Genomic DNA, 24,503 nt, shown 5'->3' on the forward strand with positions numbered 1-24,503 from the left:
CGCTGGCAACGCTGGGCGTCCCCGGCAGCGGATGCGTACTTTACGGTGTTGCTGGCGGGGACGCAAGGGGCGTGCGAAAAAAATTAGCGCAGTGTCACACGGGCGTAACGTTTCTTGCCTGCCTGGATAACGTAAGCCTTGCCGGTTGTCAGCATGGTGTCTTGCGCCACAGCCTCGCCATCCACTTTGACACTGCCATTTTTGAGCATGTCTTTCGCCTGGGCGCTGTTCTTGGTCAACCCCGAACGGTTGAGAACCGCAGCGATCGGCGCTTCACTCCCCCCTTCAAAGTCGACTTCCACTTCGGGCAGGTCTTCTGGCAGTTCGCCGTCAGCCAACTGATTACCCGCTGATCGATGGGCGTTGGCAGCAGCTTCGTCGCCGTGGTAGCGCGCTATCAGCTCACGCGCCAGCTCCATCTTGACATCGCGCGGGTTTGCGCCCTGCTCAACGCTCTGCTTGAGCGCTTCGATTTCTTCGTTCGACTTCAGCGACAGTAAATCAAAATAGCGCCAGATCAGGGTATCCGGCATGGAAACCAGCTTGTTGAACATAAAGCCGGGCGTTTCATCGACACCCACATAGTTACCCAGCGACTTGGACATCTTCTGCACGCCGTCCAAACCTTCAAGCAGCGGCATGGTGATGACCACCTGCGGCTGCTGACCGAAATGCTTTTGAATCTCCCGGCCCATCAGCAGGTTGAACTTCTGATCGGTACCGCCTAATTCGACATCCGCGTCTAACGCGACCGAGTCGTAGCCCTGTACCAGCGGGTAGAGAAATTCGTGGATGGCGATCGACTGATTGGCCTTGTAGCGTTTTTCAAAGTCGTCGCGCTCAAGCATACGCGCAACGGTACTCTGCGCTGCCAGCTCGATCATCTTGGCGGCGGTCAGGTCGCCAAACCATTCAGCGTTAAAGCGCACCTCGGTTTTATCGGGATCAAGGATTTTAAATACCTGTTCCCTGTAGGTATCGGCATTGGCCTTAACGTCGGCTTCGGTCAGCGGTTTGCGGGTCACGCTTTTACCGGTGGGGTCACCAATACGGCCGGTGAAATCGCCGATGAGGAAGATAACGGTGTGGCCCAGGTCCTGGAACTGGCGCATCTTGGTCAGCAGGACACTGTGCCCTAAATGTAGATCGGGGGCCGTGGGATCGAAACCTGCCTTGATACGCAGCGTACGGCCAGAGGCCAGCTTTTCGCGCAGTTCATCCTCCACCAGAATTTCATGGGTCCCCCGCGACAGCAACGCTAGCGCCTGATCCACCTCACTCATTGCTTTTCTCCACGTAAGCATCGCCTTGTTGGCGTTCGGATAATAAATTGTGGGCGATGTTACCATGCTCACGGGTATTGGTTGAGCCTTAACGCGCTTCGTATGGGTCGTCTTATGAAATCTGCACCGCATTATTATATTGGCCTGATGTCAGGCACCAGCCTTGACGGCATTGACGCCGCCCTGGTGGCGATTGGCCGCGATACGCCGCCAGAACTGCTGGGGACGACTGCCGTCGCAATGCCAGACGCACTGCATAAGCAGTTGCTGCATCTTTGCCATGCACAAGAAGTGAGCTTTGCCGAATTGGCCGCCGCCGAAGACGCCTTTTGCCGACTGCAAGCCAAGGCAGTGAACGCCCTGCTGACCGCACAGCAACTTTCGCCTGGACAGATCCAGGCGGTAGGCAGCCATGGGCAGACCATTGAGCACGCCCCAGGCGGCCATAATGGCGGCCCGGCCTACACACATCAGTTGGATAATCCCAGCCTGCTGGCGGAGTTGACCGGCTGCACCGTTGTGGCTGATTTTCGCCGCCGCGACCTGGCAGCAGGCGGGCAGGCGGCGCCGCTGGCACCCGCCTTTCATCAGGCGCTGTTTGGACGCCAGCAAGGCGAACAGCTCATCTTGAACCTGGGCGGTTTTGCCAACCTGACGTGGCTGCCCAGCAACGCGGAAACGCCCGTGACGGGCTTCGATACGGGGCCTGCAAATGTGTTGCTGGATGCCTGGTTCTCAAAACACCAGGGCGGCCGTTTCGATCAGAACGGGGCATGGGCAGCCAGCGGAAGGGTGGACCCAGGTTTGCTGGAACGTCTGCTGGAAGCCCCTTTCTTTCAACAGGCACCCCCACGTAGTACGGGGCGCGAGCTATTTCATCTGCCATGGCTGGAGCATCACCTGACCGGTAACGAAGCACCTCGTGACGTTCAGGCAACGCTTGCCGAACTCACGGCGATCAGCGTTGCACAGGGCATCCAGCAGTTGCCTCTCACTCACCAAGGCATCACGGTAATCACCTGCGGGGGTGGCGCGCATAACGCTGACCTGATGGCAAGACTGGCCGCTCACCTACCCCTTGCCGACTTTGCGTCACCGTCGGCCTACGGCTGGCCGGAAGACTGGATCGAGGCAGGTGCCTTTGCCTGGCTGGCCCACCAGCGCCTGCACCAGCTTCCCGGCAATGTCCCTACGGTGACCGGCGCCAGAGGGCCACGCGTCCTTGGCGGCATTTACGCACCCTAGCATCAGCGTCACCAGGCATCATCGCGATCGCGCAGAGCCCACTGTTCCGGAACACGCTCGTCCAATGAACGCGGGGTCGCCTGCCCACCCTCAAGCTTCAGCATGAGGCGCAAGTCATTGGCGGAGTCCGCGTGGGCAAGCGCCACCTCCTGGCTGATCTGCGAGGCCTGGCAAAGATCGAAGAGCGCTTGGTCAAAGGTCTGCATGCCGTCATCCCGGGACGCCGCCATGGCTGCTTTAATCTCGTCGACCCTGCCTTTACGAATCAGGTCGGCAAGCCGTGACGACTGCAGCATGACCTCAACTGCCGCACAACGCCCACCGTCAAGGCTGGGCAACAGCTGTTGAGCCACCACCGCACGGAGGTTGAGGGAAAGATCCATCCATATCTGCTCATGGCGTTCATGCGGGAAGAAATGAATGATTCGCTCCAACGCCTGATTGGAATTGTTGGCGTGCAAGGTGGCCAGACAGAGATGGCCTGTCTCAGCGAACGTCAACGCGTGTTCCATGGTTTCACGGCTGCGTATCTCGCCGATCAGGATCACATCAGGGGCTTGGCGCAGGGTGTTCTGGAGCGCTACTTCGAACGACTCGGTATCAATGCCCACTTCACGCTGGTTAACGATGGCGCGCTTGTGCGGATGCAGGTACTCGATCGGATCTTCAATGCTGATGATGTGCCCACCGACCGTTTCATTACGCTCCTGCACCATCGCCGCCAGAGTAGTGGATTTCCCGGTCCCCGTGCCCCCCACCACCAATACCAGCCCCCGTTTGGCATGGGCGAGCGAGGCAAGCGCCGTGGGCACACCCAGGGTTTCCAGGGTGGGAATGTGCTGCTCGATACGGCGTATCACCATGGCAGGCTGGTTTCGCTGCTGGAAGGCACTAACGCGAAAGCGCCCCTTATCTTCAAATCCCAGCGCAAAGTTCGCCTCGCGCTGTTGCCTGAAACGCTCGCGCAACCCTTCGGGCACGGTGTGCGTTACCAGCTCGCTTACCTGATGTTCACTCAACGGCTTTTGGCCCAGGGGAACCAGCCCGCTGGGCATCTTGAGGCTGGGCGGCGCACCCGTTGAAATGAGCAGGTCTGAGGCTTGCTGCGTCACCATGATGTCCAGCAACTGGTGCAGCCACTGGCCAGGCGTCAGCGTTGAGGCGTCGTTATTCGCCATCGATTACGTCTCCCGGGAAGCGAGGGTGCCCTTGGCCAGTGCCTGGGCGTCTTCCATGCCGACATGGCCATCGTTGACCAGTTGCGACAGGGCGGCGTCCAGCGTTTGCATACCCAGGTTGCCGCCGGTCTGAATCGCCGAGAAGATCTGCGCCACCTTGTCTTCACGAATCAAATTGCGCACCGCTGAGGTCGCGATCAGAATTTCATGGGCCGCCACGCGGCCGCCTCCCTGGCGCTTCAATAGTACCTGGGCGACCACCGCCTGCAGCGACTCAGACAGCATCGAACGCACCATGGCCTTCTCTTCGCCGGGGAAGACATCAATAATCCGGTCAATGGTCTTGGCCGCTGACGTGGTATGCAGCGTCCCGAGCACCAGGTGGCCGGTCTCTGCCGCCGTTAATGCCAGGCGGATGGTTTCCTGGTCGCGCAGCTCTCCCACCAGGATCACATCCGGGTCTTCGCGCAGCGCACTGCGCAACGCCTCCGCAAAGCCGTGCGTGTCACGATGGACTTCCCGCTGATTAATCAGGCAGCGCTTGCTGGCATGCACAAACTCAACCGGGTCTTCGATGGTGAGAATGTGCTCATAGCGATGATCATTGATGTAATCGATCATCGCCGCAAGGGTGGTACTTTTCCCCGAACCGGTTGGCCCGGTCACCAACACCAGACCGCGCGGCAGCATGGAAAGGCGCTCGAACACTTCGCCCAACCCCAGGGCCTGCATCGATAGCACCTGATTGGGAATGGTGCGGAATACCGCGCCGGCCCCGCGGGCCTGATTAAAGGCGTTGACTCGAAAACGCGCCACGCCCGGCACTTCGAAAGAGAAGTCGACTTCGAGATGTTCTTCGTAGTCGCGGCGCTGACGATCGTTCATGATGTCGTGAATCAACCGGCGCACGGCACTGTTATCCATGGCAGGCACATTCAGCCGACGGATATCGCCATCAACCCGTATCATGGGTGGCAAGCCAGCGGATAAGTGCAGGTCGGATGCATTCTGCTTTGCCGAGAATGCCAGCAGTTCGGTAATATCCATCTTTCTTCCCCAGCTGCGGTAAGGTGCCTGAGTATGACAGATAACGCGCTTCCAGCGTCACTAGCCAGCGCGCGTCAGCGCCTAGAGCGCGCCCTCATTGACGCTGGCCGCCCGGTTAATGATGCCTCGCTGCTGGCCGTAAGCAAAACCAAGCCGGCCTCGATGATTCGCCAGGCAAGCGCGCTTGGTCAGCGTGAGTTCGGTGAGAACTATCTGCAGGAAGCGTTGGACAAGCAGGCAGAGCTTGCCGACCTGGAAGATCTTGTGTGGCATTTCATTGGCCCTCTGCAATCGAATAAAACGCGGGCCGTTGCCGAAAATTTCGCTTGGCTGCACACCATTGACCGCCTGAAAATTGCCAAGCGGCTTAGCGAACAGCGCCCTCCCCATTTGGCCCCCCTCAACGTTTGCTTACAGGTCAATATCAGCCGCGAGCCCTCAAAATCAGGCGTCATGCCAGAAGACGTGGAAGCCCTTGCCCAGGAGGTCGCCGCGCTACCCGGCCTCAAGCTGCGGGGCCTGATGGCGATCCCGGCCCCGGCAGAAAGCCTGGCGGCCCAGCGTCAGCCTCTGGCCGAGATGCGCAAGCTTTTGTCAGCGTTACAGAAGGCACTGCCCGATACGCCGCTTGATACGCTTTCCATGGGCATGAGCGACGACCTGGAAGCGGCTGTGCTGGAAGGTGCCACACTGGTACGTTTAGGGACGGCGATTTTTGGTGCGCGGAATACCTGAACGAACCATCGAGCCAACCGGGAACGCATTTACCCAGGCGAATGAAATCACGCGGCTCAACGCCGCCTTTTTCAACAGAGGATACCCCCATGACGAACAAGATCACCTTCATTGGCGCAGGCAATATGGCAAGCGCCATCATTGGCGGCCTGATCGACAGCGGTGTCACGCCTGACGACATCACGGCCACTGCGCCTCAGGAAAGCGAACTCGAGGCGCTACGTACACGCCTGAACATCCAGACGCAAACCGATAACAACGCCGCCGCGAGCCAGACCGACGTCCTGGTGCTGGCTGTTAAACCACAGATCATGCGCGACGTATGCGAAGCGCTCAGCGACACCGTTCAACAGCGCCGTCCTCTGGTCATTTCCATCGCCGCTGGCCTTGACGCGGCCACCATTGACCAATGGCTGGGCGGGGGTAACGCTGTGGTTCGCTGCATGCCGAATACACCGTCTCTGGTAGGCCGCGGTGCCAGTGGCCTGTATGCTAATGCGCGGGTCAGCGATGCCCAACGCGATATAGCGACTCAGCTCATGGAAGCGGTGGGTATCGTCGAATGGGTCGAGGAAGAAGCCTTGCTGGACGCGGTGACAGCGGTCTCAGGCAGCGCACCGGCGTATTTCTTCCTGATGCTGGAAGCCATGGAAGATGCCGCCGTCGAGCTCGGCCTTCCCGCCGATAAGGCGCGCCGCCTGGCGATTCAAACCGCCTTGGGTGCCGCCACCATGGCACAACAAAGCGATAAAGACCCGGCAACACTCAAACAGAATGTCATGTCGCCCGGCGGCACCACCGAGCAGGCGATTCAGCACATGGAAGATGCAAAGCTCAGGACGACAATCGCTGACGCGATGCAGGCCTGCGCCAAGCGTGCCCAAGCCATGTCCAAGGAACTGAGCGGCCACTAAACAACGCGGATTTTATAGGAGAAATAGCCATGGGCAACGAATTGGGCAGCGCCGGGTTAATGCTGGTTAACTCGCTGATCAATATTTATCTGTTTTTACTCATGCTGCGATTTTTATTGCAGGCGTCAAGGGCCGACTATTACAACCCCATGAGTCAGACAGTCGTCAAGATTACCCAGCCAGCCGTGGGGCTTTTCCAGGGGTTTTTGGGGCCGGTCGCCGGTCGCTTCGATCTTGCCACCCTGGCGGCCGGGTTTGTCCTCAAGGTCATCAGCATTATTGCGATTTTCATGGTGATTGGCGTGGGCATGCCCCCTGTGACAGGGCTACTGATCGCCGGTATCGCCGCCCTGGCCAACGCCATCCTGAAGATTTACTTCTTCGCCTTGATCGTGATGATCATTCTGAGCTGGGTCGCCCCCAACGCCAGCCACCCAGGTGCGCTGTTAATCATGCAGCTGGTAGAGCCCATCATGGCCCCGGTACGCAAGGTCATCCCGCCGCTGGGCATGATTGATCTATCCCCCATTGTGGTATTTATCGCCATTAACCTGGTGGACGGGCTACTGGTGGGCTCACTGATTCGCGCGGCCGGCATTTCCGGCGCCCTGGTCGGCCTGTAATCACTGGCACTGGCTTATTTACGACGACTGACTCAGCAGGACTAACGCTTTCGATGCCCGATTCAGACACGCTTGCTTTTGAGGACCGGCCGACGAATTCCGTCGGGCTGGTCACTCCGAATGTCGCCAAATTCGACACGCCCCTTCCGCTCGCCTGCGGCAAGGTATTGCCCGAGTACGAGTTGATTTACGAGACCTACGGCACTCTTAACGCCGAGCGTAGCAACGCGGTACTGATCTGCCATGCGCTCTCAGGCCACCACCACGCGGCCGGTTATCACAGTCAGGAAGACCGCAAGCCCGGCTGGTGGGACGCCCATATCGGCCCCGGCAAAGCTATCGACACCAACCGCTTTTTCGTCGTGTCCCTGAACAACCTGGGCGGCTGCCACGGCAGCACCGGCCCGGTGAGCCACAACCCCGACACCGGTCGCCAGTGGGGCCCAGACTTCCCCATGGTCACGGTGAGTGACTGGGTGGCCAGCCAGGCTCGCCTGGCCGACCAGCTGGGGATCGAGCGCTGGGCGGCAGCGGTGGGCGGCAGCCTTGGGGGCATGCAGGTGCTGGAGTGGACAATGACCTACCCTGACCGGGTGGCCAATGCGGTGGTCATCGCCGCAACGCCACGCCTGTCGGCGCAGAACATTGCCTTCAATGAAGTCGCGCGTCAGGCGATTCGCTCCGACCCGGATTTTTTTGACGGCTGGTACGCCGAACATAATACCGTGCCCAAGCGTGGGCTGAAGCTGGCCCGTATGGTGGGCCATATCACCTACCTTTCCGAAGACGCCATGGGCAGCAAGTTCGGCCGTGACCTGCGCAGCAACGACCTGAACTTCGGCTTCGGGGTCGAATTCCAGGTGGAATCCTACCTGCGCTATCAGGGTGATACGTTTTCCACCGCCTTTGACGCCAACACCTACCTGCTGATGACCAAGGCGCTGGATTACTTCGACCCGGCGTCCACCCAGGGCGGGGATCTCGCCAACGCCCTCGCCCCGGCACAGTGCCCGTTCCTGATTGTCAGCTTCACCACCGACTGGCGCTTTCCGCCGCCACGCTCTCGGGAGTTGGTCGACGCCCTCACCCGTGCAGGCAAACCGGTGAGCTACGCCAATATCGACTCGCCCCATGGCCACGACGCGTTCTTGTTACCCGAGCCCCGCTACGAAGCGGTATTCGGTGCTTTCATGAATCGCGCGGCCCGCGAGCTTAACCTCGCTCATCCGGATGCAGAGGAGACACCATGATGCGCGCTGATCTGGAACTGATCTACGACTGGGTCCCCGAGGGCGCGCACGTGCTGGACCTGGCCTGCGGTGATGGTGTACTGCTCGAAGCGCTGGCCCAGCACAAAGGCGTGACCGGTTACGGCCTTGAAATCGATCACGACGGCATTACCGGCTGCGTGGCCCGCGGCGTCAATGTCATCGAGCATAACCTCGACGATGGCCTGGGCAGCTTCTGCGACAACAGCTACGATCAGGTGATCATGACCCAGGCCCTGCAGGCCCTGCGTCGCCCCGATAAAATGCTCGATGAAATGCTGCGCGTTGCCGAAGAGGGCATCATCACGTTTCCCAACTTTGCCTATTGGCGTCACCGTATTCACCTGGGCCTGCGCGGCTACATGCCGGTTTCCAAGTCGCTGCCCCACGCCTGGTACGACACCCCCAACATTCATCTCTCCACCTTCAACGACTTTGAGCACCTGTGCCGTGAAAAAGGCATGGTGATTGTGGATCGCGCCGTGGGCGTGGGTGACCACCGCGGGCACTGGACTTCCCGGCTATGGCCCAACCTGTTCGGTGAAATCGCCATTTTCCGCGTACGTCGCCGCTGAGGTCACCGACCAGCGTATCGGCAAGGCCCGCGTCAGGCGCACTGACGCGGGCTTGGCGGCCGCCCACTGCACGTCTATCCCGTATGCCAACACCTCGACGCCTGCCCTGGCCGCTTTCGCCATTGCAGCCGCGTAAGCCGGATCAATATGCGCGGCGGGGGCCACATCGCCAATGCCCTCATGGGCCACGCAAAACAGCAACACCGCCCGCTCACCCTGCTCGGCTAACGCCTGCAGCGAGCGCAGATGTTTGGCGCCGCGCACGCTGACCGAGTCGGGGAAGTAACCATGCCCGTCGGTTTCTTTTAGCGTCACCTGCTTGACTTCGATGTAGACGGCGCCACGGTCAGGGTCGTCCAGGCGAAAATCCAACCGCGCGTCGGCCACTTTCACCTCGCGCCTGAGCGTTGGATACCCCGCCAGCGGCGCGATATCACCCGCCTTGATGGCCGCCTCCACAATGCGATTGGCGCGCCCGGTATGCACCGAGGCCAGCGCCGCCGTGCCATCCGGCTGCGGCAGCTCGATCCATTCCCAGGTCCAGGCCAGCTTGCGTTTCGGATTATCGCTTGGCGACAGCCATACCCGGCAACCGGGCACATTGACCGCCTTCATCGAGCCGGTATTGGGGCAGTGAGCGACGACGTCCCGGCCGTCGTCCAGGCGCACATCGGCCAGAAAGCGCTTGTAGCGGCGCAGCAAGGTACCCGGCACCAAGCCCTGGTAGGCAATCATAGACGGCTCACAAAGCGGGTAATGCGCACCACGGCGTCTTCCAGCCGCTCGACGTCGTTGGTGAAGGCAATACGCACATGATGCTCGCCGCCCTGTACGGCAAAATCGATGCCCGGCGTGATCGCCACGTTCTCCTCACGCAGCAGCCGTTCGCAAAAATCCTGGCTGTCACGACTATAGCGGGAAATGTCCAGCCACAGATAAAACGCCCCCTGGGGCGGCAGATCCGGCGCCAGCCCTAACTGCGCCAAGCCCTCAAGCAATACCTGACGACGCTGCTTGAGCGTCGCCCGCTGAGTCTCGAGAATGTCGCGACACTCGGGGGTAAAGGCGGCCAATGCAGCGTGCTGGGAAGGCGTCGGGGCGGCAAGAAACACGTTCTGGGCAAGCCTGGTGAGCGGCTCGATCGCACGCTCGGGGGCCACCAGCCAGCCTAGGCGCCAGCCGGTCATGCCGAAGTATTTGGAAAAGCTGTTGACCACAAAGGCGTCGTCAGACAACGACGTTGCCGAAAGAGGCGCGTCGTCGTAATTCAGCCCCTGATAGATCTCATCCACCAGCACCTCGCCGCCACGTTCGGCCACCGCCTTGAACACCGCTTTCAACGCATCGGCACTCAACGTATGGCCGGTCGGGTTGGAAGGCGATGCCAGCATCGCCAGCCGCGTATGGGGTTGCCAGTGCCGCTCGACCAGCGCAGCGTCCAACTGCCAGCCGCTGTCACGACCGACCGGGATAGCATCGACGTCGGCACCAGCCAGAGCCATGAAATGGCGATTACACGGGTAGTTGGGATCGGCCATCATGACCCGATCGCCCGTCTCGACCAGTAGCTGGCTGGCCAGCAGCAGCGCCCCCGAAGCGCCGGGTGTGACCAGAATCCGCGCGGGGTCTACCGAGGCATTGAAGTGCTCCGCGTAGTGACCGGCAATGGCCTCGCGCAATGCGGGCAGGCCAGCGGCAGGCGTGTAGCGGGTTTTGCCTGTCGCCAATGCTTGCTGACCCGCGGCCACAACCGGCGCGGGGGTAGCAAAATCCGGCTCCCCTACTTCGAGGTGAATCACATCATGGCCCGCTGCCTCACGCGCCTGAGCCATTTCCAGTAGATGCATCACACGAAAAGGTGCGACATGATTCACCCGTGAATTCCAGGCCATAACGGCTCCTTACCTAGCGGCAGTAAAAACATGAGCTTGGTCGCACTGGAGGCAAGTTCATGATAGAAAGCATTCTATTATGCTTGCAACACAGCCAATTTTCAGCTAAACAAGCATCCCTTTGGCGTGAGATCGTGACACACGCTCATGGTCGATCAGTAGTCACATACGTAGGGGGCACTCCCATGCCAGTAGCGGAAAAAAAACCGGAAGCGTCCAAGCCCTTCACACCGTATGAGCCGGCAACGGGTGAAGAATATATGAATGACCAACAGCTGGCGCACTTCCGCCAGCTGCTGTTGGATTGGAAACAGGACCTCATGGAAGAGGTGGACCGTACCGTACGCCACCTGCAGGAAGATGCTAACAACTACGCCGATCCGGCCGATCGGGCGACCCAGGAAGAAGGTTTCAGCCTTGAGCTGCGCACCCGGGACCGCGAGCGTAAGCTGCTCAAGAAAATTAACGAAACCATCGAGAAGATCGACGAAGACGATTACGGCTTCTGCGAAGCCTGCGGGGTCGAGATTGGTATTCGCCGTCTTGAAGCGCGCCCGACCGCCACGCTATGCGTCGACTGCAAGACCCTGGCCGAGCTCAAGGAGAAGCAACTCGGCGGCTAAGCCAGGAAGAATCGACCTGTATGCTATTGTGAAATGCGGGCACCCTGTGGTGCCCGTTTTGGTTTCTGGAAGGCTTCGATGACGCAACCAACTCGCTATCGTGGGCGGTTCGCCCCCACACCGTCAGGGCCTCTGCATTTTGGCTCGCTGGTGGCAGCCCTGGGCAGTTACCTGGACGCCCGCGCGGCGGGCGGCGATTGGCTGGTACGCATTGAAGATATCGACCCGCCACGCTGCCCGTCAGGCACCGACAGCATCATTTTGCGCCAGTTGGAAACGTTTGGCCTTCACTGGGACGAGACCGTTCGCTGGCAGCATGACCGCCACGCTGCCTATCAGCAGGCGCTCGATACCCTCGCCGACCTGGGGCTGGCCTACCCTTGCAGCTGTTCGCGCAAACAGTGGCAGGCATATCCGGTCTATCCTGGCTGGTGTCGCACCGGGCTGAGTGACCCCACCCAGCCGGTCGCCTGGCGGCTGCGCAGCGACCTGGGAAAGCGCCCGGTGCAATGGCACGACCGCCTGTTTGGCTGGCAGCAGTTCGACCCTGAAACACTGGGGGATGTCGTCCTCAAACGCAAAGATGCTCTCTGGGCCTATCAACTGGCGGTGGTTGTCGACGACGCCGAGCAGGGCATAACGGACGTTGTCAGAGGCTTTGACCTGCTCGACAACACGCCCTGGCAGCGCCAGTTGCAAGTGGCACTGGCAGTTCCCGAGCCCCGTTACCTGCATTTACCCTTGGTGGTGACACCCCAGGGCCAAAAGCTTTCCAAGCAGAACCTTGCACCGGCGTTGGCCGACGAGCCGAGCGCCATACGCCACCAGCTGTTTCGGGCGCTGCAAGCACTTGACCAGGCGCCACCCGATGACCTTGCCCAAGCGCCGGTGGCAACGCAGTTAGACTGGGCGGTGACACATTGGTCGGTCGAGCGACTGTCACCGTCAGCGCAGCGCGAATTGCCACAGGAGCCCTGACATGTACGTTTACCGCATCATGCTGTTTCTGGTCTTCGGCGGCTATCTGCTCTCCCCCCTGTTGATGGATGGCTGGAGCGACCCGAGCGTGGCCTGGTATCGGCCCTTTGTTATCTGGGGCGGGCTGATCGCCCTGACACTGTGGCTTGAACAGAAGAGGAAACTGGATGAGCGTTGAGGTTCTTGGCGCGCTGCTTCTCGGCCTGGGCTATCTTGCCCTTCTGCTGGGCTGCGCCCTGGCGGTGGAACGGGGCTGGATACCGCTGCGCATCAGCCGTCATCCTGCCGTCTATACCCTGGCACTAGGCGTTTATGCCAGCGCCTGGGCAATTTATGGCAGCGTCGAATTGGCGGCTAATGTCGGCTTTGGCTATCTCGCCTACTACCTGGGGGCCGCCGGTGCCTTTCTGCTTGCCCCGGTGCTGCTGGTCCCCATTCAGCGGATCACCCGTACCTATCAACTCGCCTCACTGGCGGATCTGTTCGCCTTTCGTTTTCGCTCCCGCTGGGCGGGCACTCTGGTAACCCTGGTCAGCCTGCTCGCGGTGTTGCCATTGCTGGGCATTCAGGTCAAAACCATGAGCGAGGCGGTCAATCTTTTCACTCAGAGCCAGGCCGGGCCTGTCGTGGCGCTTACATTTTGCGCGGCCATCGCCGCTTTGGCGGTGATGCTCGGGGCGCGACACAGTCATGTGCATAGTCGTCACAACAGCCTGTTGAGCACCATGGCGATCGAATCGGTCGTCAAACTGCTGGCCATGCTGGGGCTGGGTGCCGTGGCATTGTGGTTTGTGTTCAGTGGCCCTGGCGACCTGCAGGCATGGCTCGAAGGCCCCGGCTACCTTGCCCAGGCGCGCACCGCCCGCTTTGATCCCGCCCAATGGCGCACCCTGCTGCTATTGTTTTTTGCCGCCGCCTTCATGATGCCACATTTGTTTCATATCACCTTTGCGGAAAGCCTGTCGCCGCAGACGCTGCTGCAGGCAAGCTGGACCTTGCCGCTATTTTTACTGCTGATGGCGTTGCCTGTCCCGCTTATCTGGTGGGCTGCGCAGTCGGTCAACGAGACGCTCCCCTTCACCGCCTACGCCGCCTATGCATTGAGCGAGCACTGGTGGGTCGGTGCGCTGGCGTTTATCGGCGGCCTGGCGGCCGCCAGCGGCACCATGATGCTGATCGCGCTGGCGCTCTCGGGGATGGTGCTCAACCACATCGTGTTGGTGGCAAGGCCCCCCGAAGCACGTAGTGACTTGTATGGCTGGCTGCTATGGCTGCGCCGGGGGCTGGTGATCGGGGTTATTTTAAGCGGTTGGCTGTTTTATCAGTGGGTTGGCCGTCATCACCCGCTGACCAGCCTGGGGCTCGCCGCCTTCATCGGCATGGCCCAGTGTTTGCCAGGCATGCTGGCGCTGCTCTACTGGCCGGGTGCCAACCGCAAGGGCATGGTGGCTGGCCTGATCGGGGGGGTTGGCGTCTGGCTCTGGGGGCTATGGCTGCCCCTGGTGGCGGGCTATACCCCACCCACCCTGCCATTGACACCGCTGACACCCACGGATGCACCCATCTGGTATAGCGTCACCTTGTTGTCTCAATCGCTCAACATCCTGCTGCTGATTGTCGTTTCGCTGTTCACTCGCACCTCGGAAGGTGAAAAATCGGCGGCCGAAGCCTGCTCGGTGGATGCGGTCATTCGCTCGAAACGCCTGCCGCTGGAAGCCGCCACAGCGAGTGACTTCTCCGCCCACCTGGCCCAGGCACTGGGCGATGACGCCGCCCACCGTGAAGTCGACCGCGCGCTCAAGGCACTCAACCTGACTCACCAGGAACGCCGCCCCTACGCACTGCGCCGCCTTCGCGACCGTATCCAGGCCAACCTTTCCGGCTTGATGGGTCCTTCAGTGGCGCGCGACATCGTCGACCGTTACCTGCCCTACCGGCACGACGATGCGCCGATTACCGATGACATCCATTTCGTGGAAAGCCGCCTGGAAGCCTATCGCTCGCGGCTCACCGGGCTTGCCCGCGAGCTCGATGGGCTGCGCCGCCACCATCGCCAAACGCTGGCTTACCTGCCCGTCGGGCTTTGCGTCCTCGGCGACGACGAAGAGCTGGTGATGTGGAATCAGGCGCTTTCGCAGCTTTCCGGCATCAGTGGGGAAAGCGTGATCGGCTCGCGCCGGGACAGCCTGCCTGCCCCCTGGCCATGGCTGCTGGGTAGCGTACTCAACGAAGGGCCGTCGCCACTGTACAAACAAGCCGTGAGGCTCCACGACAAAGACTACTTCCTGACGCTGCACAAGGCCGACCTGAGCGGCAACGACAGTCGCGGTGGCAGCGTCATTCTGGTGGAAGACCACACCGAGATGAAGTGGCTGGAGGACGAGCTGGTTCACGCCGCTCGCCTCGCTTCCATCGGCCAACTGGCGGCGGGCGTTGCCCATGAAATAGGCAATCCGATTACCGGCATCTCGTCGCTGGCGCAAAACCTGCGTTATGACACTCAGGATCCCGCCTTGCTGGAAACCGCCGATCATATTCAACAGTTGACCGAGCGGGTCACCAAGATCGTCAATTCACTGGTCGGCTTTGCCCATGCCGGGCGCGATTCACCCGGGCTGCCTCGCTCGCCCGTCGTGCTAAGAACGATCACCGACGATGCCTTGCACTTGATCCACCTGGCCCGCTCGGGCGAGGATGTCATCTTTACCAATGAGTGTACGGACGCGTTGGTGGTGCAAGGGGATGCCCAGCGCCTGACCCAGGTGATGGTAAATCTACTGGGCAACGCGCGGGATGCCTGCGGCCCCGAGGGCAGCGTACGCATCACGGCAGGCAAGCAGGCTGATCAGGCATGGTGGTGTGTGACCGACGACGGTCAGGGTATTGACCCCAAGGTACGTGACCACCTGTTTGAGCCCTTCACCACCACCAAAGCAGCCGGGGAAGGCACCGGGCTCGGGTTATCACTGGCCTACCAGATTATCAATGAGCATCACGGCAGAATTGAGGTGGCATCGCCACCGCCCGGAACATCTCGCGGTACGGCCATAACCCTGTGGCTACCGCTTTTCCAACAGGATGATCAGCTGCCCCATGTCTAGGATTCTGATTGTTGAAGATGAAGCCATTATTCGCAGTGCACTCAGACGTCTGCTCGAGCGCCACGACTATGAGGTCAGCGAAGCGGGCAGTGCCGAAGAGGCCGAGACACTCGAGCTGGCCGACTTTGATCTGATTATCAGCGACCTACGCCTGCCCGGCGAGCCGGGAACCCACCTGATCCAGGCCGCCGCGCCAGCGCCGGTTCTGATCATGACCAGCTATGCCAGCATGCGCTCGGCGGTCGACTCCCTCAAACAGGGCGCGGTGGACTACGTAGCCAAACCGTTTGACCACGCAGAGCTCCTGGAAACCGTTGCGCGGATTCTTCACCAGCAGTCGATGCAGCACAGCCCGCCGCCCGACATCACCGATGACGGGGGCGGCCGACAAACCATGATCGGCAACTGCGTGGCCATGCAGCAGGTCTACACCCGCATTCGCAAAACCGCGCCCGCCGATGTCACGGTGCTCATTCTGGGGGAGTCCGGCACCGGCAAGGAACTCGTCGCCCGCGCCCTGCATCAACAAAGCAAACGGGCCAAGGCTCCGCTGATATGCGTCAACTGCGCGGCCATCCCGGAAACATTGATCGAGTCAGAGCTGTTTGGCCATGAAAAAGGCGCCTTCACCGGCGCCAGCGCCGCGCGCACCGGGCTGGTCGAAGCCGCCGATGGCGGCACGCTATTTCTGGACGAAATTGGCGAGTTACCCCTCGACGCTCAAGCACGGCTGCTGCGCGTGCTCCAGGAAGGCGAAATTCGCAAAATCGGCTCGGTGGAAACCCGCCATGTGGATGTCCGCCTGATCGCCGCGACCCACCGCGACCTGCGCGCGCTCTCCAAGAGTGGCGAATTTCGCCTGGACCTGTACTACCGGCTGAATGTCATGCAGATCGAGCTGCCGCCGTTGCGTGAGCGCGAAGACGACGTGCTGGAAATCGCCGACATCCTGCTCGACAAGGCCTGCAAGCGCCACGATCGCCAAGGGCTGCGCCTATCCCGGGCGGCACGCCATGAGCTGCGTGACTATCCCTGGCCCGGCAACGTGCGTGAGCTGGAAAATGCCCTGGAACGCGGCGTCATTCTGGCCGAAGGCCATTTGATCCACCCCGACGACCTGGGGCTTGCCCCCGTTTCCCATCGCCCGACACCAGCGGCCAGCCCCCCTCCTTCAGCCGCCAGCGCCGACACACTTCAACCCGGCGCCGAAGACGATGACCTGTCATTGGAAGACTATTTCCAACACTTTGTACTCGAGCACCAGGACCAGATGAGCGAGACCGAGCTGGCACAGAAGCTGGGGATCAGCCGCAAAAACCTATGGGAGCGGCGCCAGCGGCTGGGCATACCGCGCAAGAAGACGGCACGTCGCCCTAGCTGAACAGCGCCATCGCGCCTACAACTAACGTCTAATACACTGATTTATCAAAGAAATATCCACGAAATTCGTTACCCGCATACTGTTACCTTCCCACACGAAAGACGGCTCAAAGCGGGTAACACTTCATTCTCACAATCCTTTCCTGGCATAGCAGAAAAACCCAACCACCTGAATTCCATGCGTTATCTTGCGAGTGGCACGGCGAGTGCAATATATCTGGGTAAGAAAAACAAACTGGGCAACGCGGTAAGTCGCCAACAAAAACAACATGACACCGCCCAGACCTGAGCCACAACAAGAACAACAGGGCCAGGCAGAGATAACGGTACTAACAACAACAACAGGCTTGTATCTCGTTACTTGCTTGCGCTAAGAAAAATAAGCGCTACATACAACAATAAAACACGGCAAGTGCCCAAAAAATGGACGCGACGTACGCCGGAAAGACTGCGCCCCAACAAGAACAACAGCAGTCAGTGTGTACACCCCGGATCCAATAACAAATCGCCGGAGGATGAAAGATTCGCGGTTGGATTATTGTTTTGAATACGAGGCGGTCGGAATCCACGTGATTGCCACGCCTACCGACTGCGGTGCGTATTCAGGGCGATGTGCCATCATGAAGAAAAACAGCAGCAACGGACGCTGATTGTCGCTTTTACAGGGGAGGCCTTATTGGCCTCCCCTTTCTGCGTTTAGCGGCCTTGCTCGTGCCACAACCCTGCCAACGCTTTGCAAGCCTCCAGCGGTCGGCTACACTCAGCGACTCGTCGCTTACATTAGGGCCACTTTTTCGATATCCTGCGAGTCGATTCCGCCGCATGCTTAAAGGATTTACCCGTTTATTACACAGTCCGGGAGAGCAATTGAAATCTCTGCTCGAACCCCAACAGGGCGCATCAGGCGCGCTTAGCCCCCGCATCATACCTCGCTCCGAGCATCCCGTTTCTCGTCAGCAGATCAGCGATGCTGCCTTGAAGGTGCTTTATCGCCTGAATGGCGCCGGGTTTGAAGCCTATCTGGTAGGCGGCTGCATTCGCGACGCCCTGCTTGGCAAAATGCCCAAGGATTTTGATGTTGCGACCAACGCAACCCCCGAGCAGGTACGCGATCTTTTCCGCAATTCGCGCCTGATCGGGCGCCGTTTCCGTATTGTGCATGTGCGCTTTGGCCGCGAAGTCATCGAGGTCACGACCTTCCGCGGCAAGCCCCAGGACGAACACGGCGATCATATTGCTCAACAGTCGGATGACGGCCTTTTGCTGCGCGACAACGTATGGGGCAATATCGAAGAGGATGCTCTGCGGCGCGACTTCACGGTGAATGCGCTGTACTACAACATCGCCGATTTCACTATCCATGACTTTGCCAACGGGGCGCAGGATATCGAGGCGCGGACACTGCGCTTGATTGGCGACCCCGCTACCCGCTACCGCGAGGACCCGGTTCGCATGCTGCGGGCAGTGCGGTTTGCCGCCAAGCTGGACTTCACGATTGACGCCGACACCGAAGCGCCCATGTACGATCTGGCACCGCTGCTGTTGAGTATCCCCCCGGCGAGGCTTTTCGATGAAGTACTCAAGCTGTTCATGTCGGGTCATGGCCTGGTGACCTTCAGGATGCTAAGCCATTACGGACTGTTTGGCATGCTGTTCCCCGAAGCCGAAGAGGCCATGGCGGATGCGGCATGGGCGGAAGATTTGATTGAAAAGGCGCTTGCCAACACCGACAAGCGTATCGCCGAAGACCGCCCCGTCACCCCTGCGTTCTTGCTGGCGGCGTTCTTGTGGCCCCCGGTTGCCCACCGCCAGGCAGCGCTTGAAAGCGAGGGCATGCCGTCCATTCCCGCGCTACAAGCGGCCGCTCAGCAGGTAGTGACTCGACAGCTTCAGCATGTATCCATCCCCAAACGCTTTGGCATGCCGATGCGCGACATTTGGGAGCTTCAGGGGCGCTTACCCCTGCGCCGCGGCAAAAAGGCGTTCCAGACCCGCGAACACCCGCGCTTCCGTGCCGCTTATGACCTGCTGCTGCTGCGCGAACAGTCAGGAGAAATCCCTGGCGGGCTGGGTGAATGGTGGAACGCCTTCCAGACAGGCGATGAACACGATCAACGCCGGCTGCTGCAAAAGGTGGGCGGCGACCCTGCAGGCCAGGGCGACCGCCGCCGTAAACGGCGCCGCAAACCGCGCAAGAGCGAAGGTTAACCGCGCACATGTCGCTTGCCTATATCGGCCTGGGGAGCAACCTGGATAACCCCATGGCCCAGGTCCGTCAGGCGCTTGATGAGCTTGCCCGCCTCCCGCTGAGCGACGTGGTCGATACCTCTTCACTGTATGCCACGCCGCCGTTGGGCCCCCAGGATCAGCCCGATTTTATCAATGCGGTTGCCGCGCTTGAAACGCGACTCTCGCCTCTTGCGCTGCTCGACCAACTGCAGGCGCTGGAACAGCGACATCGCCGACAACGGCAACGCCGGTGGGGGCCACGGACACTCGACCTGGACCTGCTACTTTACGGCCAGGAAACGATCAGACTGCCCCGCCTTCGGGTTCCTCATTTACATATGCACACACGCGCCTTTGTCCTTGTCCCCTTGTACGAGCTGGCCCCGGACTTAAGCCTCCACCATCGCCCACTGGGTGACTGGCGGGCCGAACTCGATAGCGCGCCGATACGTCGGCTAACGGATGCCGATGTTACCCCGACGGCTACCATCTGACACACATCTCGACACCAAGCCTGCATTCAGGTAACAATTACCGGTTACGCCACTCAGCGCCCGCCACAAGGCGGCGTTAACACTGGCCGCACGCCGATGCCGCGTCGGCCTCACGTAGAACATGAGAGCACGCCATGAAAACCGTCACCCTGAGCACGCTACAGGCGCACAAGCGCGCTGGCGAAACGTTCAGTTGCCTGACCGCCTATGATGCTTCCTTTGCCCACGCCGCCAGCCACGCAGGGATCGATGTGTTGCTGGTGGGCGACTCGCTGGGCATGGTCCTGCAGGGCCACAACAGCACCCTGCCGGTGACCATTGACGACATCTGTTACCACACCCGCTGCACGGCCCGTGGCAAAGGCCATAGCCTGCTGATGGTCGACCTGCCCTTCATGAGCAATGCCACCACCGAACGCATGCTGGACGACGCCGCCGCTCTCATGCGCGCCGGTGCCGAGCTCGTCAAGGTCGAAGGCGAAGCCTGGATGGCCGACGGCATCCGCGAGATGACCCGTCGTGGCATCCCTGTCTGCGCACACCTGGGGCTGACCCCGCAGACGGTCTATCAACTTGGCGGCTATAAGGTACAAGGCCGAGAGGCCGCCCAGGCAGAGCAGATCATTAACGATGCCAAAACCCTCGTTGCGGCGGGCGCATCGGTCATCTTACTGGAGTGCGTGCCCGCGAGCCTGGGCAAGGCGGTCACGGAAGCGCTGGAAGTGCCGGTGATCGGTATCGGCGCGGGTCCGGATACCGACGGCCAGATCCTGGTGATGCACGATGTTCTCGGGGTGACCCACGGTCGTACGCCGCGCTTTGTGAAAAACTTCATGGCTGACGCCGACAGCATTCAGTCGGCGTTTCAGCACTATCACGAGGCGGTCAAAACCCGGACCTTCCCCGCGCCGGAACACTGCTTTTAAACGATGTTCCAATGGGAACGTATTAGCGCAATGCCCGTGAACGACGACAAGACTGCTATGCATACTTTGCGAGACATCTCCGAGCTACGCCATACGCTGCGCGAGCACCGATTACGCGGCCAGCGGATTGCCCTGGTACCCACCATGGGCAACCTTCACGCCGGGCACCTTGCGCTGGTTGCCCGCGCCCGGCAGAGCGCAGACGTGGTCGTCGCCAGCCTGTTCGTCAATCCCATGCAATTTGGCCCCGGCGAAGACCTGGACGCCTATCCTCGTACCTTCGAGGCGGACCAGACACAGCTAACCGAAGCAGGCTGCGATATCCTGTTCAGCCCGACCGTCAGCGCGCTGTACCCTGATGGTTTAGACGCCCAGACCCTGGTGCACGTGCCCGAGATGGGGGAAGGCCTGTGTGGCGGCTCCCGGCCTGGGCACTTTGACGGCGTTTCCACCGTGGTCAGCATGCTGTTTAATCTGGTGCAGCCCGACGTGGCCTTTTTTGGCCAAAAGGACTACCAGCAGCTTGCGGTGATTCGCAAGATGGTCAGCGACCTGCACCTGCCCATCGAGATTATCGGCGTCCCCATTGTGCGCGCCGAGGATGGCCTTGCGCTGTCTTCACGTAACGGCTATCTGAGCCAGCAGGAACGGGCAGTGGCCCCTGCGCTTTACCAAACCCTGTGCAGCTTGCGCGATGCATTAGAGCATGGCGAATCCGTCGAACAGGTACTACACCGAGGCCACACGGCCCTGTATGATGCGGGTTTTACGCCGGACTACCTGGAGCTGCGTGACACCATGCTCGGCCCAGTGACCCCCTCGACGCGCCACGCCGTTCTGCTAGCCGCCGCCCATCTCGGCCCTGCCCGGCTTATCGACAACCTCAGCGTGCAGCTACCGGCTGCGACGAATGCTAGCCACCAACGCTAGCGTTGCTATCTAGGAGTTTCCATGCACACGATTATGCTCAAAGCCAAGTTGCATATGGCCCGCGTGACCCACGCAGTACTCAACTACGAAGGCTCCTGCGCCATCGACGGCGACCTGCTGGACATGGCCGGCATCCGCGAGAACGAACAGATCCAGATCTATAACGTGGAAAATGGCGAACGCTTCACCACCTATGCCATCCGCGGTGAAGAAGGCTCACGCCTGATCTCGATCAACGGTGCTGCCGCCCATCTGGCGTCACCGGGGCATCGCATCATCATCTGCAGCTATGCCCACTACTCGGAAGCCGAGCTGGATAACCATCAGCCCGCGCTGGTGTATCTTCAGGAAGGCAACCACGTCAGCCACACCAGTAATGCGATCCCTGTCCAGCTTGCCTAGGGCGGGCAGAAACAATGATCGACGGGCCACACGCTGGCCCGTTTTCATTTGGGCCAAAAAGCATATTGCCGCCAACCACACCCTTCCCCTATGCTGATACAAGACCTATGCTGAGACAATAACGGTTACAACAACGCTCAACACAAACGCTGGCGTTTTCCCACCGGCGTTACTTAGACCAGGAGTCTGTTATGCAAGAAGTAGTCATTGTGGCGGCACGCCGCACCGCTGTAGGCGCTTTTGGAGGATCTCTTGCCGGTATTCCCGCAAGTGACCTGGGCGCACTCGTCATCAAGGACATTCTTTCATCAACGGGCGTTGCTGCCGACCAGGTCGATGAAGTGCTGCTGGGCCAGGTACTGACCGCCGGTGTCGGCCAGAACCCAGCTCGCCAGGCGTCGATCAAGGCCGGTCTTCCCGAGGCCGTACCGGCCATGACGATCAACAAGGTGTGTGGCTCGGGCCTGAAAGCCCTGCATCTCGCGACTCAGGCCATTCGCTGCGGCGATGCCGAGCTGATTCTGGCCGGTGGCCAGGAAAACATGTCGGCCTCTCCCCACGTACTGCCCAATTCACGCAACGGGCAGCGCATGGGCGACTGGAAGGCTATCGACTCCATGGTGCACGACGGTCTGTGGGATGCCTTCAATAATTACCACATGGGCATCACCGCGGAGAACCTGGCCGAAAAGTACGGCATTACCCGTGAAGCGATGGATGAATTCGCTGCTGCGTCGCAACAGAAAGCCGCGGCCGCCATTAAAGAGGGCAGGTTCAAAAGCCAGATCGTGCCGGTGGAAGTTCCCCAGCGCAAAGGCGACCCGCTGGTGTTTGATACCGACGAGAACCCACGCGAAGTCACCGCCGAGAAACTAGGCAGCATGCGCCCGGCGTTCAAGAAAGACGGCACCGTGACCGCCGGTAACGCCTCGGCGCTCAACGATGGCGCCGCGGTGGTAATGATCTGCTCGGCGGAAAAAGCCAAACAGCTTGGCCTGGAGCCGCTCGCCCGGATTGCCGGCTACGCCAACGCGGGCGTCGACCCGGCGATCATGGGCATTGGCCCCGCACCGGCCACTCGCCGCTGCCTGGAAAAAACGGGCTGGCACCTCGACGACCTGGACCTGGTGGAAGCCAACGAAGCCTTTGCGGCCCAGGCGCTTTCGGTCAATAAAGAGCTCGGCTGGGATACCAGCAAGGTCAACGTCAACGGCGGCGCGATTGCCCTGGGCCACCCCATCGGTGCCTCGGGCTGCCGGGTGTTCGTGACGTTGCTGCATGAAATGATTGCCCGCGATTCGAAAAAAGGCCTGGCGACGCTGTGTATCGGCGGCGGCCAGGGGGTCGCACTGGCGATTGAACGAAGCTAGCCTGTACGGCCGACGCGGCTGATGTATCACCGCTATGCCCCCGCCTCGACGGGGGTATTTTTTTGCCTGGCTCAGCGGTGCCTCTCCCCCACGACCCTCGACGGCGTTCGCAACACCAGCAGTGTACCCAGCAAAAACAGCCCCGACGCGGCCCACATCGCCACCGGCAGGCTGGTGCCGTCGACAATCCGCCCGCCGACCATCGCCCCAAACCCGATTGACAGGTTGAAGGTAAACGCCATCAGCGCGGTAGCCGCCTCGGTGTTCGGGGCGGTGCGCAGAATCCAGGTTTGAATGCTCACCGACACGCTGCCGAACACCGCGCCCCACACCATCAACAACGCCACACCGCTGGTCGGCGTCACGCCCAGCCAGGGAAAGGCCGCAACGACCAGCAGTAACACGCAGGGGATCGCCAGCACGGCGCGATAAGGGTGACGACCGGCGAACATGCCTGCCGCGATATTACCCAGGATTCCCGCCGCCCCGTAGAGCAGCAGCAAACTGCCCACGTGACGCTGCGCAATACCGCTGATGTCCTGCAGTACGGGGCTGATAAAGGTATAGGCCGCGAAGTGCCCCACCACGACAAAACCGGTGGTCAGCACTGCCACCCGTACGCCGCGGTTGCTGAACTGCTGCGCCAGTATCCGCAGTCGAACCGGCTCGCGGGGTGGCAATGGTGGCAGCCAGTACCACAGCGCCATGGCCGTTAACAGGCTTAAACCGCCCAGCGCGCCAAAGGCAACCCGCCAGCTGCTGAACTCGCCCAGCAGGGTTCCTAGTGGCACCCCCAGCACCGACGCCGCTGCAACCCCGCCAAAGATCACCGTCATTGCCTTGGACACCTGGGCCTCGGGCACCAGACGCGGCGCAATGCTCCCGGCGACTGCCCAGAAACCGCCAATACTGAGTCCGACCAGCACACGCGAGGCCAACAGTAGCGCCAAATTGCTGGCCAGCGACGTCAGCACGCTACCCAGCACCATGACACCCATGAGTAGCGTCAGCATGATGCGGCGATCAAGACGCCCCACCGCGACCGGCAGAAGCGGCGCCGAGAAGGCAGCCACCACCCCAGGCACCGTGACCATCAAGCCTGCCATGCCTGGCGTAACGCCCATGGAGGACGCTACCTGCGACAGCAGACCAATCGGTAGCTGCTCGGCCGTCACCAGCAGGAAAATCCCCATCATCACCGCGAACACTGCCCACCAACGCGGTGCTTGTTGCTGCTCCATCGCTCCTTCCTCCCTGTCCCCGGACAATCTCCCAAACAATACCGCCCTCGCAACGAGACGCTGCGAGGG

23 protein-coding genes are annotated in these 24,503 nt (G+C 60.7%); 17 read left to right on the forward strand and 6 right to left on the reverse strand.

Annotated features, from left to right (window positions below; all coding sequences use genetic code 11):
* Window positions 1-83: 83 nt before the first annotated feature.
* Entirely contained in the window at window positions 84-1,283 is a 1,200-nt protein-coding gene (tyrS, locus tag ADS46_RS02910) for a tyrosine--tRNA ligase (RefSeq protein WP_066316069.1), read from the reverse strand.
* 114 nt (window positions 1,284-1,397) lie between these two features.
* On the opposite strand from tyrS, the gene ADS46_RS02915 reads away from it, so the two are divergent.
* On the forward strand, window positions 1,398-2,528 hold the full coding sequence (locus tag ADS46_RS02915; RefSeq protein ID WP_066316282.1) for an anhydro-N-acetylmuramic acid kinase: 1,131 nt from the start codon (window positions 1,398-1,400) through the stop codon (window positions 2,526-2,528).
* 8 nt (window positions 2,529-2,536) lie between these two features.
* Here ADS46_RS02915 and ADS46_RS02920 read toward each other — a convergent pair whose 3' ends face one another.
* Window positions 2,537-3,706 carry a PilT/PilU family type 4a pilus ATPase gene (locus ADS46_RS02920; RefSeq protein WP_066316072.1) on the reverse strand — a complete coding sequence of 390 codons (1,170 nt, stop codon included), beginning with the start codon at window positions 3,704-3,706 and terminating at the stop codon, window positions 2,537-2,539.
* Between the two features lie 3 nt (window positions 3,707-3,709).
* Window positions 3,710-4,753 (reverse strand): type IV pilus twitching motility protein PilT, encoded by a 1,044-nt coding sequence (locus tag ADS46_RS02925; RefSeq protein WP_066316076.1) that lies wholly within the window; start codon window positions 4,751-4,753, stop codon window positions 3,710-3,712.
* Between the two features lie 33 nt (window positions 4,754-4,786).
* Here ADS46_RS02925 and ADS46_RS02930 point away from each other — a divergent pair, with 33 nt between their 5' ends.
* The 5 genes from ADS46_RS02930 to metW all read left to right on the forward strand — a co-directional run bounded on the left by ADS46_RS02930 (window position 4,787) and on the right by metW (window position 8,868).
* Window positions 4,787-5,488, forward strand: a complete 702-nt coding sequence (locus ADS46_RS02930) for a YggS family pyridoxal phosphate-dependent enzyme (RefSeq protein ID WP_066316078.1) — start codon at window positions 4,787-4,789, stop codon at window positions 5,486-5,488.
* A gap of 89 nt (window positions 5,489-5,577) precedes the next feature.
* Window positions 5,578-6,402 carry a pyrroline-5-carboxylate reductase gene (gene proC / locus ADS46_RS02935; protein WP_066316081.1) on the forward strand — a complete coding sequence of 275 codons (825 nt, stop codon included), beginning with the start codon at window positions 5,578-5,580 and terminating at the stop codon, window positions 6,400-6,402.
* 29 nt (window positions 6,403-6,431) lie between these two features.
* Window positions 6,432-7,025, forward strand: coding sequence for a YggT family protein (locus tag ADS46_RS02940; protein WP_066316083.1), 594 nt, complete (start codon window positions 6,432-6,434; stop codon window positions 7,023-7,025).
* Window positions 7,026-7,078: 53 nt separating this feature from the next.
* On the forward strand, window positions 7,079-8,275 hold the full coding sequence (gene metX, locus ADS46_RS02945) for a homoserine O-succinyltransferase MetX (protein WP_066316085.1): 1,197 nt from the start codon (window positions 7,079-7,081) through the stop codon (window positions 8,273-8,275).
* Window positions 8,275-8,868 carry a methionine biosynthesis protein MetW gene (metW, locus tag ADS46_RS02950; RefSeq protein WP_066316286.1) on the forward strand — a complete coding sequence of 198 codons (594 nt, stop codon included), beginning with the start codon at window positions 8,275-8,277 and terminating at the stop codon, window positions 8,866-8,868. Before metX ends, metW begins: the two co-directional genes overlap by 1 nt.
* Here metW and sfsA read toward each other — a convergent pair.
* Together sfsA and ADS46_RS02960 are read right to left on the reverse strand one after the other, a co-directional pair.
* Window positions 8,815-9,603, reverse strand: a complete 789-nt coding sequence (gene sfsA, locus ADS46_RS02955) for a DNA/RNA nuclease SfsA (protein WP_066316087.1) — start codon at window positions 9,601-9,603, stop codon at window positions 8,815-8,817. The two genes, metW and sfsA, sit on opposite strands and share 54 nt — an antisense overlap.
* On the reverse strand, window positions 9,600-10,760 hold the full coding sequence (locus ADS46_RS02960) for an aminotransferase class I/II-fold pyridoxal phosphate-dependent enzyme (RefSeq protein WP_066316089.1): 1,161 nt from the start codon (window positions 10,758-10,760) through the stop codon (window positions 9,600-9,602). Before ADS46_RS02960 ends, sfsA begins: the two co-directional genes overlap by 4 nt.
* Window positions 10,761-10,945: 185 nt before the next feature.
* Here ADS46_RS02960 and dksA point away from each other — a divergent pair, with 185 nt between their 5' ends.
* The 11 genes from dksA (at window position 10,946) to ADS46_RS03010 (ending at window position 23,193) form a co-directional block, all read left to right on the forward strand.
* Complete coding sequence (gene dksA / locus ADS46_RS02965) at window positions 10,946-11,383, forward strand: RNA polymerase-binding protein DksA (RefSeq protein WP_066316091.1); 438 nt, start codon at window positions 10,946-10,948, stop codon at window positions 11,381-11,383.
* A 78-nt stretch (window positions 11,384-11,461) separates the two neighbouring features.
* Entirely contained in the window at window positions 11,462-12,361 is a 900-nt protein-coding gene (gluQRS, locus tag ADS46_RS02970) for a tRNA glutamyl-Q(34) synthetase GluQRS (RefSeq protein WP_066316093.1), read from the forward strand.
* Window position 12,362: 1 nt separating this feature from the next.
* Window positions 12,363-12,539, forward strand: coding sequence for a hypothetical protein (locus ADS46_RS18815; RefSeq protein ID WP_175474715.1), 177 nt, complete (start codon window positions 12,363-12,365; stop codon window positions 12,537-12,539).
* Window positions 12,529-15,462, forward strand: coding sequence for an ATP-binding protein (locus ADS46_RS02975; protein ID WP_066316096.1), 2,934 nt, complete (start codon window positions 12,529-12,531; stop codon window positions 15,460-15,462). The genes ADS46_RS18815 and ADS46_RS02975 overlap by 11 nt, the downstream gene beginning before the upstream one ends.
* Window positions 15,455-16,843: a sigma-54-dependent transcriptional regulator gene (locus ADS46_RS02980; RefSeq protein WP_066316097.1), complete on the forward strand. Its 1,389-nt coding sequence runs from the start codon at window positions 15,455-15,457 to the stop codon at window positions 16,841-16,843. Before ADS46_RS02975 ends, ADS46_RS02980 begins: the two co-directional genes overlap by 8 nt.
* Before the next feature lie 821 nt (window positions 16,844-17,664).
* Window positions 17,665-19,050 carry a polynucleotide adenylyltransferase PcnB gene (pcnB, locus tag ADS46_RS02985; protein WP_066316099.1) on the forward strand — a complete coding sequence of 462 codons (1,386 nt, stop codon included), beginning with the start codon at window positions 17,665-17,667 and terminating at the stop codon, window positions 19,048-19,050.
* An 8-nt stretch (window positions 19,051-19,058) separates the two neighbouring features.
* On the forward strand, window positions 19,059-19,565 hold the full coding sequence (folK, locus tag ADS46_RS02990; protein WP_066316100.1) for a 2-amino-4-hydroxy-6-hydroxymethyldihydropteridine diphosphokinase: 507 nt from the start codon (window positions 19,059-19,061) through the stop codon (window positions 19,563-19,565).
* A gap of 134 nt (window positions 19,566-19,699) precedes the next feature.
* Window positions 19,700-20,491 (forward strand): 3-methyl-2-oxobutanoate hydroxymethyltransferase, encoded by a 792-nt coding sequence (gene panB / locus ADS46_RS02995; RefSeq protein WP_066316101.1) that lies wholly within the window; start codon window positions 19,700-19,702, stop codon window positions 20,489-20,491.
* Window positions 20,492-20,548: 57 nt separating this feature from the next.
* Window positions 20,549-21,421 (forward strand): pantoate--beta-alanine ligase, encoded by an 873-nt coding sequence (panC, locus tag ADS46_RS03000; protein WP_066316288.1) that lies wholly within the window; start codon window positions 20,549-20,551, stop codon window positions 21,419-21,421.
* A 21-nt stretch (window positions 21,422-21,442) separates the two neighbouring features.
* Entirely contained in the window at window positions 21,443-21,823 is a 381-nt protein-coding gene (gene panD / locus ADS46_RS03005; RefSeq protein WP_066316103.1) for an aspartate 1-decarboxylase, read from the forward strand.
* A gap of 191 nt (window positions 21,824-22,014) precedes the next feature.
* Complete coding sequence (locus ADS46_RS03010) at window positions 22,015-23,193, forward strand: acetyl-CoA C-acetyltransferase (RefSeq protein ID WP_066316105.1); 1,179 nt, start codon at window positions 22,015-22,017, stop codon at window positions 23,191-23,193.
* 71 nt (window positions 23,194-23,264) lie between these two features.
* Here the strand turns inward: ADS46_RS03010 and ADS46_RS03015 are convergent, their stop codons facing one another.
* Complete coding sequence (locus tag ADS46_RS03015) at window positions 23,265-24,434, reverse strand: MFS transporter (RefSeq protein WP_066316106.1); 1,170 nt, start codon at window positions 24,432-24,434, stop codon at window positions 23,265-23,267.
* Between the last annotated feature and the right edge of the window lie 69 nt (window positions 24,435-24,503).

Origin of the sequence: Halomonas sp. G11, from assembly GCF_001663515.1 — a bacterium.
GTDB lineage: Bacteria > Pseudomonadota > Gammaproteobacteria > Pseudomonadales > Halomonadaceae > Vreelandella.